Here is an 18,767-nt window from a genome sequence, read left to right as displayed (position 1 = left end):
AGGCGACTCGGTCCCATGACGTTTTTGTTGCCCCCCCTCGTTGCCGCCCGCATTTCTCGGTATGGTGTTGTCAAAGAAGGATGTTTTACCCGCACAGGAAAGACTTAGATGCCTCAACGCAATGTCATCAATGCATCCGTCAGCCCCAAAGGCAGCCTGGAGACGCTGTCACAACGTGAAGTGCAGCAACTGAGTGAAGTCGGTACCGGTAGCCTTTACACCCTGTTCCGCCAGTGCGCCCTGGCCATCCTCAACACCGGCGCCCATGTCGACAATGCCAAGACCATCCTCGAGGCCTATCAGGATTTCGAGGTGCGTATCCATCAACAGGACCGCGGCGTGCGCCTGGAGCTGCTGAATGCCCCGGCCGACGCCTTCGTCGATGGCGAAATGATCGCCAGTACCCGTGAAATGCTGTTCAGCGCCCTGCGCGATATCGTCTACACCGAAAGCGAGTTGGCCAGCCAGCGCATCGACCTGGAAAGCTCCCAGGGCATCACCGACTACGTCTTCCACCTGCTGCGCAACGCTCGCACCCTGCGCCCCGGCGTGGAGCCGAAGATGGTGGTGTGCTGGGGTGGCCATTCGATCAGCAGCGAGGAATACCAGTACACCAAGAAGGTCGGCCACGAGCTGGGCCTGCGCAAGCTGGACGTGTGCACCGGCTGCGGCCCGGGTGTGATGAAGGGCCCGATGAAGGGCGCCACCATCGCCCACGCCAAGCAACGCATGCACGGCAGCCGCTACCTGGGCCTGACCGAACCCGGCATCATCGCCGCCGAAGCGCCCAACCCGATCGTCAACGAACTGGTGATCCTGCCGGACATCGAGAAGCGCCTGGAAGCCTTCGTTCGTGTCGGCCACGGCATCATCATCTTCCCGGGCGGTGCCGGCACGGCCGAGGAGTTTCTCTACCTGCTGGGCATCCTCATGCACCCGGACAACCAGGAACTGCCGTTCCCGGTGGTACTCACCGGCCCGCGCAGTGCCGAGCCGTACCTGCAACAGCTGCACGCCTTCGTCGGCGCCACCCTGGGCGAGGCGGCGCATCGCTTGTACGAAATCATCATCGATGACCCGGCGGAAGTCGCCCGGCACATGGTCGAAGGGCTCAAGGCGGTCAAGCAGTTCCGTCGCGAGCGCAACGATGCCTTCCACTTCAACTGGCTACTGAAGATCGAAGAGAGCTTCCAGCGCCCGTTCGACCCGACCCACCAGGCCATGGCCGACCTGGACCTGCGCCGCGAACTGCCGGCCCACGAACTGGCCGCCAACCTGCGCCGGGCGTTTTCCGGTATCGTCGCCGGCAACGTGAAGGACAAGGGCATCCGCCTGATCGAGGAACACGGGCCGTATCAGATCCGTGGCGACAGCGCCGTGCTGGACCCGCTGGGCCGGCTATTGCAGGCGTTCGTCGACCAGCACCGGATGAAGCTGCCTGGCGGCGCAGCGTATGTGCCGTGCTACCAGGTGGTGACCTGACTCACCTTGTCTGAATTGTAAGTTTGCCGTCAGCCCCTGTGGGTTGGCCATCGATAGCCTGAGTGCCGAGATGGCTGACCTACAGAGGTTCGACGATGAAAGCCTTCCTGACTGACGGCGTATTGCTGCTGTTGCTGTCTGGCCAGATTGAATGCGCTCGCAACGACTTTTCAGAGAGCTATACACACTTGCCAGAAAATCACCCCGCCTTACCGGGAAGCGCCCCGATCTTCGGTCTCTCCCGCAGCCATCAGACGCATCAACACCTGGTTTTCCACCGGCCTGCTCAGCAGGTAGCCCTGCACCTCATGGCACTGGTCGTCGCTGAGCAAGGCCAGCTGCTCCGAGGTCTCCACCCCTTCGGCAGTGACTGTCATGCCCATCGCATTGCCCAGGTTGATGATAGCCTGCACCACACTGCGATCACTGCTGCTAGTGCCCAGCGACTGGACGAAACGCTTGTCGATCTTGATGCTGTCGAACGGGTAGGTGCGCAAGTAGCCCAGGGAAGAATAGCCCGTACCGAAGTCATCCATGTTCAGCCGTACCCCCAGCTCTTTCAGCGCGTTCATGGTCTGCAGGGCACCTTCCACATCGTTGAGCATGACGTTTTCGGTAATCTCCAGCTCCAGGCGATGGGCAGGCAGCCCGGTTTGACGAAGTGCTTCAGCCACATCACGGACCACATCACTGCGGCTGAACTGCGCCGGCGACATGTTGACCGAGACCATGATGTCGAGCGGCCAGTCGCGGGCCAGTGAGCAGGCTTCCTGAAGCACCCAGTTGCCCAGTTGCACGATCAGGTCGGACTCCTCGGCCAGGGCGATGAAACGGTCTGGCCGCAGCAGGCCGAGCCGTGGATGTTGCCAGCGCACCAGCGCCTCGGCAGAGGCAACCGTCACGCCGTCAACCTTGTAGCGCGGCTGGAAGCGCAAGCGCAATTCGCCGCGCGCGATGCCTTCGCGCAACTCACGTTCCAGCTCGCGCTTTTCCAGCAAGGTCGTGTTCAACTCGGCCGAGAAATACCGCCATGTATGCTTGCCGGCCTGCTTCGCGCTGTAAAGGGCGACATCGGCGTAACGAATAAGGTCGCTAGCGATACCGGGATACTCCGCGGACAACACCACACCCAGGCTCACCCCTACCCGTACCTGGTGCTGCTCAAACAGGATCGGACGCTGCAGAGCTTCGATGACACGCGCACAAAAACGGTCCACTTCATCGTGCTTGCCTGGCTTGGCCAGCACGATGACGAACTCGTCACCACCCAGACGTGCCACCAGGTCGGTATTGCGGGTCACCTGCCCCAGCCGATGCGCCACTTCGATCAGCACGGCATCCCCGGCCGGGTGGCCGAGGCTGTCATTGATCGGCTTGAAATTGTCCAGGTCGAGCATCAGCAAGCCCAGCTCTGCGTTGCCGGCATCTTCCAGGAAACGGAACAACTTGTTGCGGTTGGGCAGGCCGGTGAGCGCGTCGTGCAGCGACAGATGCTGGATCTGCGCATGGGCGGCCACTTCGTCGGTGATGTCGGTGCAGGTACCCCGGTAACCCCGGCAGGTCCGGTGTTCGATGATGGCCTTGGCGGCGACCCGGCATTCTCGCCGTTGCTCATGTCGATCATGGTATTGGCAGCGCAAGGTACCGGTTGCCTCGCTGCTGGCGAGGCCATGCAGCCAGGTATCGACCTGGCTGGTATCACAGGCGAACAGCTCGCTGACGGGGCGATGCAACCAGTGCTCCAGGGTGTGCCCGGTAAGCTCGGCAAAGCGCGGTGACAGGTAGGTCAGGTGTTGCTGCGCATCAGTTTCCCAGATCCAGTCCGACGCCGCCTCTGCCACAGCCTTGAAGCGCGCTTCACTGGCCTCCAGGGCGTCTTTGGAAACGGCAAGCTCACGGTGGCTGCGGTCGATACTGGCACTTGCGCGCATGGCATGACGGGCGAACAGGGCCATGACCAAGGCTATGATCAGCAATGCCAGGGCCAGGGGAAACAGGACAGTCCTAAGCAGATCAGTCCCTGGCTGCTCGATATGCCAGGTCATGGCGTAGCCGCTATCCTCCAGCGGCAAACGCCCCTGGTCCGCGTGCACCTGGGACGCTGTCACGACGGCAAAGCCTGACAGCCCGGCAGCACGCCCCAGTTGCCCGAGGACCGTCGGGCTGAGAACCCTCACGAACACCAGCACCGCACCGGAGGCCGGCGGCGGTTGCCCCGTCGAAGGCGGGCGGATAATGGCCGCGGTGTATAGCGCCGGCTGGCCGTCGAACAGCAGGTAGCCAGACGCAGCCTGTTCCTGCTGCACAGCCTGCCGCGCCCGCTGCAACACCTGGGCGCTGCTGGCGCTGTGGCGTTCAAGGCCTTGTTCGCTGAGGCGCCCTTCCAGCATGGCGTATTGAGTGCCGTCATCGTCTAGCACGAAGACCCCTTCATAGCCATCGGCGCTATACAGCGTGGCCCCGAGGTTATCCTCGTTGTAGGCCCAGTGCCGGTCTACAGGCCCGGCCAGGTGGTCGTATGCGGCTTGCCAGACGGCATAGGCCACCAGGTAGTTGCGGTCGTTCTTCTGCAATTGGGTCAGCGCCGACTCGGCGTGAAAGCGGCTCTGTGCCCGCTCGCGCTCGTCCAGCGCCCCGGCGATGCGGTACAAGGAAACCAGACCCAGTAGCAATATCAACAACAGCAGGCTGGAAAATACCAGCGTCAACTGCCTAACCACCTGACTACGTGACGAATTACTGCCGAAGCTTGCATCCATTCAATGGGCGCCTTTTGCCATATCTACAGGATTGACTGGTGCCGGTTGGCGGTAATCGGTCCAACCGACGAATGACCTTGGTAAGCACAGGTGCGTTTGCTCTCAGAGCACCCGCTTGATCAGCGGCTCCAGCCGGCTATAGCGTAGCCGGCGCAGGAGCTTGCGCACCTCCTTGGGGTGCTCGGCCTTGACCCCCAGCGCCTCTGCCGAGCCAATCTTCGGCGCATGCCGGCGCAGCTCGGCCAACTCTGCTTCCCGTGGCGCCAGCCATTGCCCCAGCGGGTCATCGATCAGCAGGCCATTCTCCAGGTCCAGGTTGAAGCCGCGCGGGTTCAGGTTGTTACCGGTCAGCAGCGAATAGCGCTGGTCGATCCACACCCCCTTGGCATGGAAGGTATGCCCGGGATCGTTCCAGATCCGTACCTGCAACTGGCCGCTGGCAATCGCGGCGTGGCGACGTCGGGTGAAGGCACGCAGGTTGTCTTCGTACAGGTAGGGTAACGCGCCGCTGGCACTGAACGGCTCGCCAGGGGCGATATAGAAGTCGTTGGCCGTGCGATCCCCCACGATCAGTTCCACCCGCACACCACGGGCCAAAGCATGGTCGAGCTCGCGCATCAGCACCCGGGGCGGGTTGAAATACGGCGTGCTGATGATGACCTGCGTGCGCGCCGCCGCCAGCAAGGCGCACAGCGCCCGGTTCAACGGGTTGCCGCGCCCCACACCCAACAGCGGGATCACCCGCAAGCCCTGCCCCGCCCCGCTGGCCGGTACCTCATAGGCCATGCGCCGCAGCCGCGCGCGCAAGCGCCGGATGTCGCCGCGCAGGCTGCGGGTGGAGGGTGGCGCCGGCAGATCGAGGCGCGGTGTGGCAGTGTGGTGCAGCAGGCGTCGCACCAGATCGACCATGGCGTCGGCCAGCGCAGGCGACTGGAACAGGTGGTAGCGGTCCAGGCGATAGCGGTCGAAACGGTGCAGGTACACGTTGTTCAGGCTGGCGCCGGTATAGATCACGCAGTCATCGATGATGCTGCCCTTCAGGTGCAACACGCCGAACAGCTCGCGGGTCTGCACGGGTACACCGTGAATGACGATGTCCAGCCCATGGTGCTGGCGCTGGGCCTGGTACCAGGCGGCGTTACCCGGCTGGCGCCCGGCGCCCAACAGGCCGCGCCGGGCACGGAACCAGTCGACCACGATAGTGATTTCCAGCCCCGGCCGCGCGGCTTTGGCCTGGTACAAGGCATCCAGCACTTCCTGCCCGGCTTCGTCCTCCTGCAGGTACAGCGCGACGATGACGATGCGCCGGGTTGCGGCGCGGATGCGCTCGAGCAGGCAGGCGCGGTAGGCCTTGGCATCGGGCAGCACCTGGATCGACTCAGCCGACATGGCGTAGCCTGGCAATGCCGCCAGCATGGATTGGGGGTTCACGAACGATCACCTTCTGTGTGCAATCACTATCGTGCATCAGCTTGCACAGGAAGATCGAAATGGTCCAGCCCCCGGAGAGCATGGGGCTGCTTCGCAGCCCATCGCGACACAAGGCCGCTCGTACAGGTATCGCGCAAGCCAGAAAGGCTACGCAGGGCCTGTAGGAGCGGCCTTGTGTCGCGACAGGGGCGCAAAGCGCCCCCAGTTTCCGAGGAGGCTATTTCAGGTCGAAGCGATCCAGCTCCATCACCTTCTCCCAGGCGGCCACAAAGTCCCGCACGAACTTTTCACCGCCATCATCGCTGCCATACACCTCGCTCAAGGCCCGCAACTGGGCATGGGAGCCAAACACCAGGTCAACCCGGCTACCGGTCCACTTCACCTGCCCGGTCTTGCGGTCGCGGCCTTCGAAGGTTTCGTTATCCGCCGAGGTCGGCTTCCATTCCACGCCCATGTCCAGCAGGTTGCGGAAGAAGTCGTTGCTCAGGGTACCGACCTTGTCGGTGAACACGCCCTGCTGGCTGCCGCCATGGTTGGCGCCTAGCACGCGCAGGCCGCCGATCAGCACGGTCATTTCAGGCGCGGTGAGGGTCAACAACTGGGCCTTGTCCAGCAGCAACTTCTCGGCCTTGACGCTGTAGCGAGCCTTGGTGAAATTGCGGAAGCCATCGGCCAGCGGTTCCAGCACGGCAAACGACTCGACGTCGGTCTGCGCCTGGGAGGCATCGGCACGCCCTGGGCGGAACGCCACGCTGACGTTATGCCCGGCGTCCTTGGCAGCCTTTTCAACTGCGGCGGCCCCGGCGAGAACGATCAGGTCGGCCAAGGAGATTTTCTTGCCACCGGCATTGAACTCGGCCTGGATCTTTTCCAGGGCCGCCAGCACCTTGCCCGTACCCTGGTTCGCCGGCCAGTCCTTCTGCGGCGCCAGGCGCAGGCGGCCACCATTGGCCCCACCACGCTTGTCCGAACCGCGGAAGGTCGACGCCGCAGCCCAGGCAGTGGCCACCAGCTCGCCAACGCTCAGGCCCGTCGCCAGCACCTTGGCCTTGAGCGCGGCAATGTCCTGCTCGCCCACCAGCGGGTGGTCCACTTTTGGGATCGGGTCTTGCCACAACAGCTCTTCGTTTGGCATTTCCGGGCCCAGGTAGCGCGCCAGCGGGCCCATGTCGCGGTGGATCAGCTTGTACCAGGCGCGTGCGAAAGCGTCTGCCAACTGGTCAGGGTTGTCCTTGAAGTGGCGGGCAATCGGCTCGTAGATCGGGTCGAAGCGCAGCGCCAGGTCGGAGGTGAGCATCGACGGTGCGTGGCGCTTGCCCGGGTCGTGGGCGTCCGGCACGCTACCCACGCCTTTGCCGTCCTTTGGCCGCCACTGGTGGGCACCGGCGGGGCTCTTGGTCAGCTCCCAGTCATAGTTGAACAGGTTGTTGAGGTACTCGTTGCTCCACTGGGTGGGGGTCGAGGTCCAGATCACTTCCAGGCCACTGGTAATGGTATCGCCGCCCTTGCCGCTGCCGTACTTGTTGGCCCAACCCAGGCCCTGCATCTCCAGGCCTGCAGCTTCCGGTTCGGGGCCGACGTTGTCGGCGGGGCCTGCGCCGTGGGTCTTGCCGAAGGCGTGCCCGCCGGCAATCAGGGCCACGGTTTCCTCATCGTTCATGGCCATGCGGCCGAAGGTGTCACGGATGTCCTTGCCCGAAGCCACCGGGTCGGGGTTGCCTTCCGGACCTTCCGGGTTCACATAGATCAGCCCCATCTGCACGGCGGCCAGCGGGTTTTCCAGGTTACGGCCCTGTTCCTCGGGGCGCTTGGCCGGCTCCGCCACCAGGTCGCCCTGGCCCGGCGGCTGGGCCTTGCCGTAGCGGGTGTCACCGCCCAGCCAGACCTTTTCCGACCCCCAGTACACATCTTCGTCCGGCTCCCACACATCGGCACGCCCGCCAGAGAAGCCGAAGGTCTTGAACCCCATGGATTCAAGGGCGACGTTGCCGGTGAGCACGATCAGGTCAGCCCAGGAAATCTTGTTGCCGTATTTCTGCTTGATCGGCCACAGCAGGCGCCGGGCCTTGTCCAGGCTGACGTTGTCCGGCCAGCTGTTGAGCGGGGCGAAGCGCTGCTGGCCAGAGCCTGCCCCACCCCGGCCATCGCCGATGCGGTAGGTCCCTGCGCTGTGCCAGGCCATGCGGATGAACAGCGGGCCGTAGTGGCCAAAGTCGGCGGGCCACCAGTCCTGGGAGTCGGTCATCAAGGCGTTCAGGTCTTTCTTCAGAGCTTGGAAGTCGAGGCTCTTGAACGCCTTGGCATAGTCGAAACCCGGGTCCATCGGGTCGGACTTGGAGGAATGTTGGTGAAGAATTTTCAGGTTGAGCTGGTCAGGCCACCAGTCACGATTGGTGGTGCCGCCACCTGCGGTTTGATGGAACGGGCATTTCGATTCGTTCGACATCTGCGGGTACCTTTGGGTCGGTTATCCAGATTTCCGGTCTATGCCAGGTGTTCTTTCAGCCGAGCGCGTTGGCTCGTGCTACCCCTCATCAGGTCTACACGGGGCTTGCGAAGCTGTCACGACGGGGTTGGCGCGGTCTTGCACGCAGGTGCTGCCATGCCGCCCTTTCGCGGAATTCGCGGGGCCTGGGGAAAGACTAGCCGAGCTTGGGCAGAGTTCTAATAGAGTGGCTATTGAGGGGTGATAGCCTGGCTCTGTCAGGGGCACGCCTGTACTGGCCTCTTCGCGGGCACATCCATACAAGGCAACCAGGCTGTCCAGATGCTTCAATACTCCGCCCCCCTCTAATGCGGAACCCGCCCCTCATGAACCGCAACGACCTGCGCCGCGTCGACATGAACCTGCTGGTACTGTTCGAAGCCCTGATGATCGAACGCAACCTGACCCGCGTCGGCGAAAAGCTGTTCATCACCCAGTCCACCGTCAGCGCCGCCCTCGCCCGCCTGCGCGAACTGTTCGACGACCCGCTGCTGATCCGCAACGGCCGGGCCATGGAGCCCACGCCACGGGCCATGCAGATCTTCGCCGAGCTGGGGCCGGCCATGGACGTGATTTCCGCCGCCATCAGCCGCGCCCGGGAGTTCGACCCGGCCAACAGCTGCAACGTGTTCCGCCTGGGCCTGTCGGACGATGCCGAATTCGGCCTGTTCCCTGCCCTGTTACAGGCCCTGCGCGAAGAGGCTCCGGCCATTAGCGTGGTGGTACGCCGGGCCAACTTCCTGCTGATGCCGGGGCTGCTGGCCAGCGGCGAGATCTCGGTGGGCGTGAGCTACACCACAGACCTGCCGGCCACCGCCAAGCGCCGCAAGCTGCGCGACATCGGTGTGCGGGTGCTACGCGCCGATGACCGGCCGGGCCCGCTGACCCTCGACGAATACTGTGCCCGTCCGCATGTGATGGTGTCGTTCTCCGGCGACATGAGCGGCAATATCGATCTCGATCTGGCACGCATCGGCCGCTGCCGCAAGGTGGTGCTGGCGGTGCCGCAGTTCGGCAGCCTGCGCGCCCTGCTGCGCAACACCGAGCTGATCGCCACGGTGCCGGACTACGCCGCCTGCGCCCTGGCCGACGACGGTAGCCTGCGCGCCGACCCGGCGCCGTTCGAGATCAACGAAGCCGAACTGTCGATGGTCTGGAGCGGCGCCCAGGACAACGACCCGGCCGAGCGCTGGCTACGCGAACGCATCCTGCAGTTCATGGCCACGCAGTGATGCATCGACCTCATCGATAGCCACCATGAATGCCATCAAGTTCCGCTGCGGCCAGCCCGGGCAGAAGATGGCGGCATTCATTGAACGATGAGGCCTCCCATGAAAACCGGCATGATCGCTGCCCTGCTTGCCTTGCTGGCCGCCCTCGGCGGTTGTGCCAGCCCGACCACTATCGACACGCAGCCCTACGGGCACTTCTATTCGGCCACAGCCATTTCCAGCGTCGCCCTGGCGCCCGGCCAACGGGTGGCGGTGCTGCTGGGGCGTGACGCCGAAGCGACTCTCGAATACCTCGGCAGCCATCGCCCCCTGGCCGCCGCGCCGGCCCAGGGCCAGCGCGTGTCGGTGGCAACCCTGAGCAGCGAAAGCCAGGCGTATGACTGGCTGGCGCGGTCACTGGCGCAGCAGTTCGCTGAAGTGACGTTCTATGACGACCTGGACACGCTGCTGGGCGACCACCCGGATGTGATCGTGTTGCTGGACACCGAAAGCCGCCTCGCCAGTGCGGATATCGAGAGCCGGGTGCTAGCGCGCTTCTTCGATGACCAGCTGACCTATATCGGCCGCGCTGAAGGGCGTGCCAGCAAGCGCCTGGGCAATGTGGCGCGGGTGGTCGAGGATGAGCGAGCGGTGCAGGCGGATGCGCTGCGGGACTTTGACGATTCGTTGCAGGCTTTATTGAAGAGGCGCGTTTGAAGGCCCTTTCGCGGGTAAACCCGCTCCCACAGGTACAGCGCAACCCTCGGGCACGGCGCTGGACCTGTGGGAGCGGGTTTACCCGCGAAGAGGCCACTACAGGTTGTCACTTGCCCCGCTGCATCCACGCCGCCCCCAGCCCACTGAGGCAGATTACCGAGATACCCACCAGGCTCAGGGTATCCGGCATCTGGCTGTAGACAACCAACCCAAGCAGCCCGGCAAACACGATCTGGCAATAGCTGAATGGTGCCAGCAACGCCGGTGCCGCATGGCGGAAGGCCTGGGTCAGCAGCAGGTGCGCAGTCATGCCAAAGCCACCCAGCGCCAGCATCAGCAGTGCATGGTCCCAACGCGGCATTTCCCAGAAGAACGGCACCAGCGCACTCATCGCCAGGGTGTTGCATAACCCCGCATAGAAGTTACTGGTGGTCGGGCTGTCATGCGCTGCCAGGATCCGCGTCAGCAACTGATAGAAGCAAAAGCCCAGCGCCGAACCGAACGGATACAGGATGGCCGGGGTGAACATCGCCCCGTCCGGGTGCACCACCACCAGCACGCCGATGAAACCCATCACCACCGCCACCCACTGTCCCACCGTCACCCGCTCCTTCAACAGCGGCGCCGACAGCGCGGTGACCAGCACCGGGGCGAGGAAGTTGACCGCCGTGGCCTCGGCCAGCGGCAGGTACTGCAGACCGGTGGTGAAAAGCAGGCTGGTACTCAGCAGGCTCAGGGCACGTAACGTCTGCAACAACGGCCGGCGGGTGCGCAGCACGTTGAACCCGGCCTTGGGCAGGAAAATGCTGGCCATCAGCAACGTGTGCACCACATACCGCGCCCACACCACCATGATGATCGGGTACAGGCCGCCGAGGAACTTGGACAGGGCATCGTGACTGGCGAACAGGAACGTCGCCACCACCACCAGGGCGATGCCGCGCAGGGGTTGGTTGACTCCGGACAGCGGTGTGCTGGAACTCATGGCACTCTCGATGACGGCGCGGCTGGATGCGGCGCCCAGGGAAGGCCGCGCAGGCGTTGCCTGGCGGATGCATCAGATCGGATTCTAGAAGAGATACCGAAGCATAAGGAAGTTCAATTGCCGCTTGTCCAGGTCGGCTGCAGTTTCTGTTCGCTGATCGACCACTTTCCGCTCCACGCGCATGGCCCGTGCCGTGCTGATCGCCGACCATCGAGTGCGAACCCTGCACACCCTACAAGGAATTTACATGCAAAGGCTCACCACCCGTAACGGCCTGAACCTGCCCGCGATCGGCCTGGGCACCTGGCCAATGACTGGCAGCGAGTGCACCCAGGCCGTGCGCCAGGCGCTTGAAGTGGGTTACCGGCACATCGACACCGCCACTGCCTATGACAACGAAGCCGCCGTCGGCCAGGCCCTGCGCGACAGTGACGTGCCACGCGAGCAGATTCACCTGACCACCAAGGTGTGGTGGGATCGCCTGGCGCCCAAGGCCATGCGCCAGTCGCTGGAGGACAGCCTGCGCGCGCTGGGGACCGAGCAGGTCGACCTGTTCTACATCCACTGGCCCGGCCAGGACTGGGACCTGGCCCGCAGCATCGAAACCCTGGTAGCGCTGCGTGACGAGGGCAAGGCCCGCAGCATCGGCGTGGCCAACTTCCCGCTGGGGTTGCTGCGCCAGGTGGTGGAAACCCTGGGCGCGCCATTGTCGGCGATCCAGGTGGAATACCACGTGCTACTCGGCCAGCAACCGCTGCTGGACTATGCCCGCCGCCACGACCTGCTGCTTACCGCCTACACCCCGCTGGCCCGTGGGCAGGCGGCGGCGCAGCCGGTGATCCAGGCGATTGCCCGCAAACATGGCGTACTGCCCAGCCAGGTGGCGCTGAAGTGGTTGCTGGACCAGGACGGCGTGGCGGTGATCCCCAAGGCCGGCAGCCGCGAGAACCAGCTGGCCAACCTGGCGGCGTTGAACGTGCAACTGGATGACGATGACCGCATGGCGATTGCCGGGTTGCCAAAGGACCAGCGGGTGGTGAGCCCGGCGTTTGCGCCAGACTGGAACAGCTGAGCGCTGCTCAATATCTGAAAGCTGGCACGATCTCTGTGGGAGCGCGCAAACCGTTATGCCGGCGTCATGACCTGCTTCAACCGCTCGTTCGCCGGTGCCGGCCGCCCGCCACCAGGAAATTGAGCAAGGCCGGTTCGTCATCCAGGGCTATCGCCTGCGCCGGGCGCGATAGCTCGGCCAATACGGCCTTGCAGAAGGCCACGGCAGGCGCGTCCTGTGCGTAACAGCGCAGCAGCCAGTCGCCCTCGCCGCCCAGCAGCTGCAACGCCACCGCCCGGCCGATGCCCTGGCGGCGGTACTTTTTCAGGATGAACAGATCGGCCAGTTCGAACGCGTCGATACCCGGCAGCTCGCTGCGTTCAACCAGCACGAAGCCGGCGATGAAGCCATCTGCCAACACCAGGTACGCGCCCCAGCCATCGGCCTGCCAGTAACGTTGCAGGTGTTCGTCATGGATATAGAAGCGGCCGTCCACTTCCACGTCTTCCTGTTCCCAGTCGGAGGACTCGTAGGCGTAGAACTGGTAGAGGTTGCGAATCAGCGGAGCCTGGTCGGCGGTGGTCGCCAGCAGTTCGATGGGCAGCATGGTGGTGGGCTCGGGCAAAAGGCGGATTCTAGATTACCAGCCCCTGGCAGCAAAAAGCCCGGACCCTCCCCGCACGGAAAGGCCCGGGCAAAAACCCGTCATCGATTGGTAAGGGACCCTGTGGGCTCAGCTGTTTTGCAACGCACGCGGGCGGTGGCTGCGCGCCTCGGCGTCCGGCGCCTTGGCCGCCTGCAGGTGAAAGTCGAACGCCAGCTCGGCAAAGCGCTCGCCCTGTACGCCGCGATCACGCGCCGCCGCAGCATCCTCGACAAAGCGCAGCTCGCCGATCAGCCCGTCACGGGTGGCATAGGCAAAGTCATCCCACAGGTACTGGTCACCGGCAAAGTTGATCTGCGTGGTCAAATGGCGGTGCCCCGGCGCCGAGATGAAGAAGTGCACGTGCGCCGGGCGCTGGCCGTGACGGCCGAGCAGGTCCAGGCACTCCTGGGTTGGCCCCTGCGGGTCGCAGCCGTACCCCGACGGCACGATGGAACGCGCGCGGTAGCGCCCTTCGGCATCGGTGATGATGCGCCGGCGCAGGTTGTACTCGGACTGGGTCGAGTCGAAGTATGAATAGGTGCCCTGGGTGTTGGCGTGCCACAGGTCGACAGTGGCGCCGGCCAACGGCTTGCCGTCGGCATCGAACACCTGGCCCTGGAGGAACATCACCACGCCCGGGTCGCTGCCGTCGTCCATGCGCACTTCGCCTTGCGCCAGCGGCGCCCCCGCCACATACAACGGGCCTTCGATGGTGCGCGGGGTACCGCCGCTCAGCCCGGCCTCGGCGTCCTTGGCGTCCTGCAGGAGGTCGAGGAAGTGCTCGATGCCCAGGCCCGCAGCCAGCAGGCCGGCTTCGTTACGGGCACCCAGGCGGTTGAGGTAGTCGACGGCATGCCAGAACTCGTCCTCGGTGATTTCCAGGTCTTCGATCAACCGCGCAGTGTCCTGCAGCACACGCAGGACGATCTGCTTGAAGCGGGGGTTGCCTTCGGCATGGCCCAGGCCGGCCACTTCCTTGAAGAACGCCTGAACATCGGCAGTGTGGGAAATTTTCACGGTCATCGTGCTTACCTCATCTTGTTCTTGTCAGGTAGACAGGTGCGACTCAGCGGTCGTCGCTGTGGATCGACGAGGGGTGCCGGCACAGGCCGTTGACCTCGATGTCCATGTACGGGAACAGTGGCAGCTGCATCAAGGTGTCGTGCAGCGCCTCGACGCTGGGCACATCGAACACGCTGTAGTTGGCGTAGTGCCCGGCAATGCGCCACAGGTGGCGCCAGGTGCCTTCGCGCTGCAGGCGCTGGGCCAGTTCCTTCTCGTCGGCCTTGAGCTGGGCGGCCTTGGCCGGGTCCATGTCGACCGGCAGTTTCACGGTCATCTTCACGTGGAACAGCATGCTGGTATCTCCTTTCTCTGATTTGGCGCGAACACAGGCGAAGCCCGTGCCATCCACCGCGTCGCCTGCTTCGCGGCTAAAGCCGCTCCCACAGGGGTTGTGTGTTCTTTCAGCCCTCGCGATTCAGCGGCGGGCGAAGCGCGCCAGGCGCTGTTCGTCCAGGGTCAGGCCCAGGCCTGAGGTGCGTGGAATGTGCAACTGGAAGTCGTGGTACTGCGGTGGCTCGTTGACGATTTCTTCGGTCAGCAGCAGCGGCCCGAACAGCTCGGTGCCCCAGGTGAGCTCACGCAGGGTCAGGAAGGCATGGGCCGAGGCCAGGGTGCCGATCGAGCCTTCGAGCATGGTCCCGCCATACAGGGCAATGCCGGCGGCCTCTGCGATTTGCGCGGTGCGCAGCACGGCGCGCGGGCCGCCGTTCTTGGCGATTTTCAGGGCGAAGATGCTGGCCGCACCGTCCGCGGCCAGGCTGAAGGCGTCCTCGACGCTTTCGATCGACTCGTCGGCCATGATCGGCGCCGGGCTGCGCTGGTTCAGGCGCACCTGGCCGCTGCGGTTGATGCGCGAAATCGGTTGCTCGATCAGGTCGATACCGTTGTCGCCGAGCACCTGGCAGGCACGGATGGCCTGGGACTCGTCCCAGTATTGGTTGACATCGACCCGCACGCTGGCGCTGTCGCCCAGCTCGCGCTTGATCGCCACCACGTGCTTGAGGTCCTGGGCCAGCGGATTGGCGCCGATCTTCAGCTTGAACACCCGGTGGCGGCGGATCTCCAGCATGTGCCGGGCTTCGGCGATGTCGCGGGCGGTATCGCCGCTGGCCAAGGTCCAGGCCACTTCCAGGCTGTCGCGCACGCGACCGCCCAGCAGTTCGCTGACCGGCAGGCCCAGGCGCTTGCCCTGGGCATCGAGCAAGGCGCTCTCGATACCCGACTTGGCAAAGGTGTTGCCCTTGGCCAGCTTGTCCAGCTTGAGCATGGCAGCGTTGATGTTGTCTGCCGGCAGGCCGATCAGCGCCGGCGCCAGGTGCGCATCGATGTTGGCCTTGATGCCCTCGGGGCTTTCGTAGCCATAGGCCAGGCCGCCGATGGTGGTGGCCTCGCCGATGCCTTCCACGCCATCGCTGCAGCGAACACGCAATACCACCAGGGTCTGCTGCTGCATGGTGTGCATCGCCAGCTTGTGCGGGCGAATGGTCGGCAGGTCGACGATAATTGCTTCGATACGTTCAATCAGCGCGCTTGTCATTGTAGCCAGGTCCCGTTATTTCGGGCTGCCAGCCGCAGGCCCGAGTGGTGCATTTACTTGCTTGTCCAAGGATTGCGCGAGACCCTGATAGCCGTCCAATATCGAATGAATCTCCCACCATACCCTGGAGGTCTGATGGAGCTGCGCCACCTGCGTTACTTCAAGGTCCTGGCCGAAACCCTGAACTTCACTCGCGCCGCCGAGCTGCTGCACATTGCCCAGCCACCGCTGAGCCGACAGATCAGCCAGCTAGAGGACCAGCTCGGCACGTTGCTGGTAGTGCGCGAGCGCCCGCTGCGGCTGACCGAAGCGGGTCGCTTCTTTTACGAGCAAAGCTGCACTGTGCTGCAGCAGTTGGAGAACATCAGCGACAACACCCGCCGCATCGGCCAAGGCCAGCGCCAGTGGCTGGGGATCGGCTTCGCCCCCTCGACCCTGTACACGGTGCTGCCGGAGCTGATCCGCGAACTGCGCCAGGACAGCGAACTGGAACTGGGCCTGAACGAGATGACCACGCTGCAGCAGGTGGAGGCGCTGAAAAGCGGACGCATCGATATCGCCTTCGGGCGCATTCGCATCGATGACCCAGCCATACACCAGCAAGTGCTGCGCGAGGACCCGTTGGTGGCCGTGCTGCCCAAGGGCCACCCGCTGGCGAGCAGCCCGCTTACACTTGCTCAGCTGGCTGGCGAGGCGTTCATCCTCTACCCGGCCAACCCCAGGCCCAGTTATGCCGACCATGTGCTGGCGCTGTTCGCCCACCACGGCATGAGCATCCGCGTCAGCCAGTGGGCCAACGAACTGCAGACCGCCATTGGCCTGGTGGCCGTTGGTGTAGGCGTGACCCTGGTGCCGGCGTCGGTGCAGCAGCAGCACCGCACCGATATCGAATATGTAAGCCTGCTCGACAGCGGCGCCGTCAGCCCGATCATCCTCAGCCGGCGCAAGGGCGATGTGAGCCCGATCGTGCAGCGCTGCCTGGCGTTGATTGCGCAGCAGGCCAAATGAGCCCCTTGTGCCCCCCCCTTCAGCCATCATCAACCAACAGGAAAAACCAGCATGATTCACGGCAAGACACTGCAGGCATGGTGCAGCTCCCATCCCCTGATCGAGGACCTGGTGGCCCTGCGCGAAACCAGCTGGTTCAACCCGCACATCGCCCCTGCCGCCCAGGCCCTGGCCGATGTCGGCCTGAGCGCCGCCGACGTCAGTGCCGCCAGTGCCCGGCTGACACGCTTTGCCCCGTACCTGGCCAGCGTGTTCCCGGATACCACCGCCGCCGGCGGCATCATCGAGTCACCGCTGCGCCCGCTACCCACCCTGCACGCCACATTGCTGCAGGCAGCGGGCCTGCCAGCCAGCGGTGCACTCTGGCTCAAGGCCGACAGCGAGCTGCCGATCTCTGGTTCGATCAAGGCCCGCGGCGGTATTCATGAAGTGCTCAAGCATGCCGAAGACCTGGCCCTGGCGGCTGGCCTGATCAACCTCGAAAGCGATTACCGGGTACTGGCCAGCGACCAGGCCCGGCAATTCTTCAGCCAGTACAAGGTTGCGGTCGGCTCGACCGGCAACCTCGGCCTGTCGATCGGCATCATGAGCGCCCGGCTGGGTTTCCAGGCCACCGTGCACATGTCGGCCGATGCCCGCCAGTGGAAGAAAGACAAACTGCGCGCCCATGGCGTCAGCGTGGTCGAGTACGAAAGCGACTACAGCGTAGCGGTGGAGCAAGGGCGCCAGCAGGCGGCGACCGACCCGAGCTGCTACTTCGTGGACGACGAGAACTCGCCGCACCTGTTCCTCGGCTATGCCGTAGCGGCCGGGCGGTTGGCCGGCCAGTTCGAAACCGTGGGCATCAAGGTGGATGCCGAGCACCCATTGTTCGTCTACCTGCCCTGCGGGGTAGGCGGTGGCCCAGGTGGCGTGGCGTTCGGCCTGAAGCTGATCTGGGGCGACCATGTGCACTGCATCTTCGCCGAACCCACCCACTCGCCCTGCATGTTCCTGGGGGTGTATAGCGGTTTGCATGACGCCACCAGTGTGCAGGACTTTGGCATCGACAACCTGACCGCCGCCGACGGCCTGGCGGTAGGCCGCCCTTCCGGCTTTGTCGGCAAGGCGATGCAGCGTTTGCTCGATGGCTATTACACGGTCAGCGACGAGGCGCTGTACCGGCTATTGGTGCTGGCCCATGACCAGGAGAATGCTCGGCTGGAACCTTCGGCGCTGGCGGGGATGCCGGGCATGGTCAAGGTGCTTGAATCGCCTGAGTACCTGGCACGCATGGGCCTGTCGACCGGGCGCATGGAGCGGGCCACGCACTTGGTGTGGGGGACCGGTGGCAGCATGGTGCCGGAGGCGGAGTTTGCGGCCTATCTGGCTAAAGGGAGGGGCTGAGGATTATTGGGGGGCAGCGCTGTACCTGTGGGAGCGGGTTTACCCGCGAACACCGGCGAAGCCGGTGCCATGCACCGCGTCGCATCCTTCGCGGGTAAACCCGCTCCCACAGGGATCGCGCCAGCTTTCAAATAGTGAGCAAGGCAGTTGCTCCTTTGCTGCTAGACCGCCAGGTGATCGCCGCGCAGCCAGTCGATAAACCGCGCAAACAACTCCGACTGCGAGTTGATCTCCAGCTTCAGGTACAGATTCTTTCGGTGCATGCGCACCGTTTCCGGCGAGATGCCCAGCTCCAGCGCGGTGGACTTCACCGAATGCCCACGCAAGATCATGTGCGCCACCTCCCGCTCACGGTCGGTCAGCACCTGGCAGCCGAAACTGTCGAAAGCCGCCTGCAGGCTGCCACGCTCGGCTGGTGCAAGGCCGGGCTCCAGGTGATACCGCGCATAGCGCACCAGCAGTTCGCGCACCATCGGTTCCAGCGCACGCAGCAGGTCGATCTGCCCGGCGCTCAGGCGCCTGCCGCTGCAGCCCTGGAACAGGCTCAGCGACAACTTGCGCCCAGCACTGAGGTCGACGATGTAGTAGCTGTCCTCGATGCAACCCGTGCCCAGGTAATAGGCCTTGTAATAATCGCTGTCGAAGAAGTTGTCGGGGGCGATTTCCTGCAGGTGGTAGAAACCCTCGGCCAGGCCGCCTTGCACGGCCAGGCAGAACGGGTCAAGCAGGTATCCGGCGCTGAAGTAGCGTTCCAGCACGGCAGCGCGGTGCAAGTCGGGAATGCCTTGCTGGTACAGCAGTTGCGGTGCCCGCCCCTGGCACTCGAGGCTGATCATCATCGATTCCACCTGCCCCAGCTGGCCGATGGCAGCCGCCACATACGCCAGCGCCTCGGGCGTTTCGCTGTGCGCCAGCGCGCGTTGCAGCGCCGCATGCCATTGCTGCAGCGCGCCCAGTGAAAGGGTAAGCGGAGTGTCGGGAGAGGCCTGGGTCATGCCCGGCAG

General features: G+C 64.3%; 15 protein-coding genes. 6 read left to right on the top strand and 9 right to left on the bottom strand.

Annotated elements, in window-relative coordinates; translation table 11 throughout:
- The first annotated feature begins 108 nt into the window (after window positions 1-108).
- Window positions 109-1,482 (top strand): nucleotide 5'-monophosphate nucleosidase PpnN, encoded by a 1,374-nt coding sequence (gene ppnN / locus CAY82_RS11610; RefSeq protein WP_085623623.1) that lies wholly within the window; start codon window positions 109-111, stop codon window positions 1,480-1,482.
- Window positions 1,483-1,691: 209 nt separating this feature from the next.
- Here the strand turns inward: ppnN and CAY82_RS11605 are convergent, their stop codons facing one another.
- The 3 genes from CAY82_RS11605 to katG all read right to left on the bottom strand — a co-directional run bounded on the left by CAY82_RS11605 (window position 1,692) and on the right by katG (window position 8,118).
- Entirely contained in the window at window positions 1,692-4,241 is a 2,550-nt protein-coding gene (locus tag CAY82_RS11605) for an EAL domain-containing protein (RefSeq protein ID WP_087501322.1), read from the bottom strand.
- Between the two features lie 102 nt (window positions 4,242-4,343).
- The gene (gene pssA, locus CAY82_RS11600) at window positions 4,344-5,672 is read right to left on the bottom strand and encodes a CDP-diacylglycerol--serine O-phosphatidyltransferase (protein ID WP_087501321.1); all 1,329 of its coding nucleotides are present in this window, start codon (window positions 5,670-5,672) and stop codon (window positions 4,344-4,346) included.
- 217 nt (window positions 5,673-5,889) lie between these two features.
- On the bottom strand, window positions 5,890-8,118 hold the full coding sequence (gene katG / locus CAY82_RS11595) for a catalase/peroxidase HPI (protein WP_087501320.1): 2,229 nt from the start codon (window positions 8,116-8,118) through the stop codon (window positions 5,890-5,892).
- Between the two features lie 365 nt (window positions 8,119-8,483).
- Here katG and CAY82_RS11590 point away from each other — a divergent pair, with 365 nt between their 5' ends.
- Both CAY82_RS11590 and CAY82_RS11585 read left to right on the top strand, forming a co-directional pair.
- Entirely contained in the window at window positions 8,484-9,389 is a 906-nt protein-coding gene (locus tag CAY82_RS11590) for a LysR family transcriptional regulator (protein WP_087501319.1), read from the top strand.
- A 99-nt stretch (window positions 9,390-9,488) separates the two neighbouring features.
- Window positions 9,489-10,085, top strand: a complete 597-nt coding sequence (locus tag CAY82_RS11585) for a hypothetical protein (protein ID WP_087501318.1) — start codon at window positions 9,489-9,491, stop codon at window positions 10,083-10,085.
- 106 nt (window positions 10,086-10,191) lie between these two features.
- On the opposite strand, the gene CAY82_RS11580 is transcribed toward CAY82_RS11585, so the two are convergent.
- Window positions 10,192-11,070: a DMT family transporter gene (locus CAY82_RS11580; protein ID WP_087501317.1), complete on the bottom strand. Its 879-nt coding sequence runs from the start codon at window positions 11,068-11,070 to the stop codon at window positions 10,192-10,194.
- 247 nt (window positions 11,071-11,317) lie between these two features.
- Between CAY82_RS11580 and CAY82_RS11575 the strand changes: the two genes are divergently transcribed.
- The gene (locus CAY82_RS11575) at window positions 11,318-12,142 is read left to right on the top strand and encodes an aldo/keto reductase (RefSeq protein WP_087501316.1); all 825 of its coding nucleotides are present in this window, start codon (window positions 11,318-11,320) and stop codon (window positions 12,140-12,142) included.
- 76 nt (window positions 12,143-12,218) lie between these two features.
- On the opposite strand, the gene CAY82_RS11570 is transcribed toward CAY82_RS11575, so the two are convergent.
- From CAY82_RS11570 to CAY82_RS11555, 4 genes are all read right to left on the bottom strand, one after another.
- Window positions 12,219-12,728 (bottom strand): GNAT family N-acetyltransferase, encoded by a 510-nt coding sequence (locus CAY82_RS11570; protein WP_087501373.1) that lies wholly within the window; start codon window positions 12,726-12,728, stop codon window positions 12,219-12,221.
- Between the two features lie 126 nt (window positions 12,729-12,854).
- Complete coding sequence (catA, locus tag CAY82_RS11565; RefSeq protein WP_087501315.1) at window positions 12,855-13,790, bottom strand: catechol 1,2-dioxygenase; 936 nt, start codon at window positions 13,788-13,790, stop codon at window positions 12,855-12,857.
- Between the two features lie 43 nt (window positions 13,791-13,833).
- Window positions 13,834-14,124, bottom strand: coding sequence for a muconolactone Delta-isomerase (gene catC, locus CAY82_RS11560; protein ID WP_087501314.1), 291 nt, complete (start codon window positions 14,122-14,124; stop codon window positions 13,834-13,836).
- A gap of 123 nt (window positions 14,125-14,247) precedes the next feature.
- Window positions 14,248-15,369: a muconate cycloisomerase family protein gene (locus tag CAY82_RS11555; RefSeq protein WP_087501313.1), complete on the bottom strand. Its 1,122-nt coding sequence runs from the start codon at window positions 15,367-15,369 to the stop codon at window positions 14,248-14,250.
- A gap of 135 nt (window positions 15,370-15,504) precedes the next feature.
- On the opposite strand from CAY82_RS11555, the gene catR reads away from it, so the two are divergent.
- Together catR and CAY82_RS11545 are read left to right on the top strand one after the other, a co-directional pair.
- A complete protein-coding gene (gene catR, locus CAY82_RS11550) occupies window positions 15,505-16,377 on the top strand; it encodes an HTH-type transcriptional regulator CatR (RefSeq protein ID WP_087501312.1) in 873 nt (290 codons plus the stop codon).
- A 51-nt stretch (window positions 16,378-16,428) separates the two neighbouring features.
- Entirely contained in the window at window positions 16,429-17,763 is a 1,335-nt protein-coding gene (locus CAY82_RS11545; protein WP_087501311.1) for a D-serine ammonia-lyase, read from the top strand.
- A 161-nt stretch (window positions 17,764-17,924) separates the two neighbouring features.
- Here CAY82_RS11545 and CAY82_RS11535 read toward each other — a convergent pair whose 3' ends face one another.
- Window positions 17,925-18,758: a helix-turn-helix transcriptional regulator gene (locus CAY82_RS11535; protein ID WP_256576258.1), complete on the bottom strand. Its 834-nt coding sequence runs from the start codon at window positions 18,756-18,758 to the stop codon at window positions 17,925-17,927.
- Window positions 18,759-18,767: the final 9 nt, after the last annotated feature.

This window comes from Pseudomonas sp. SID14000 (assembly GCF_002165135.1).
GTDB lineage: Bacteria > Pseudomonadota > Gammaproteobacteria > Pseudomonadales > Pseudomonadaceae > Aquipseudomonas.
The sequence above is the reverse complement of the archived record's forward strand: the minus strand, read 5'-3'. Positions and strand labels throughout refer to the sequence as shown.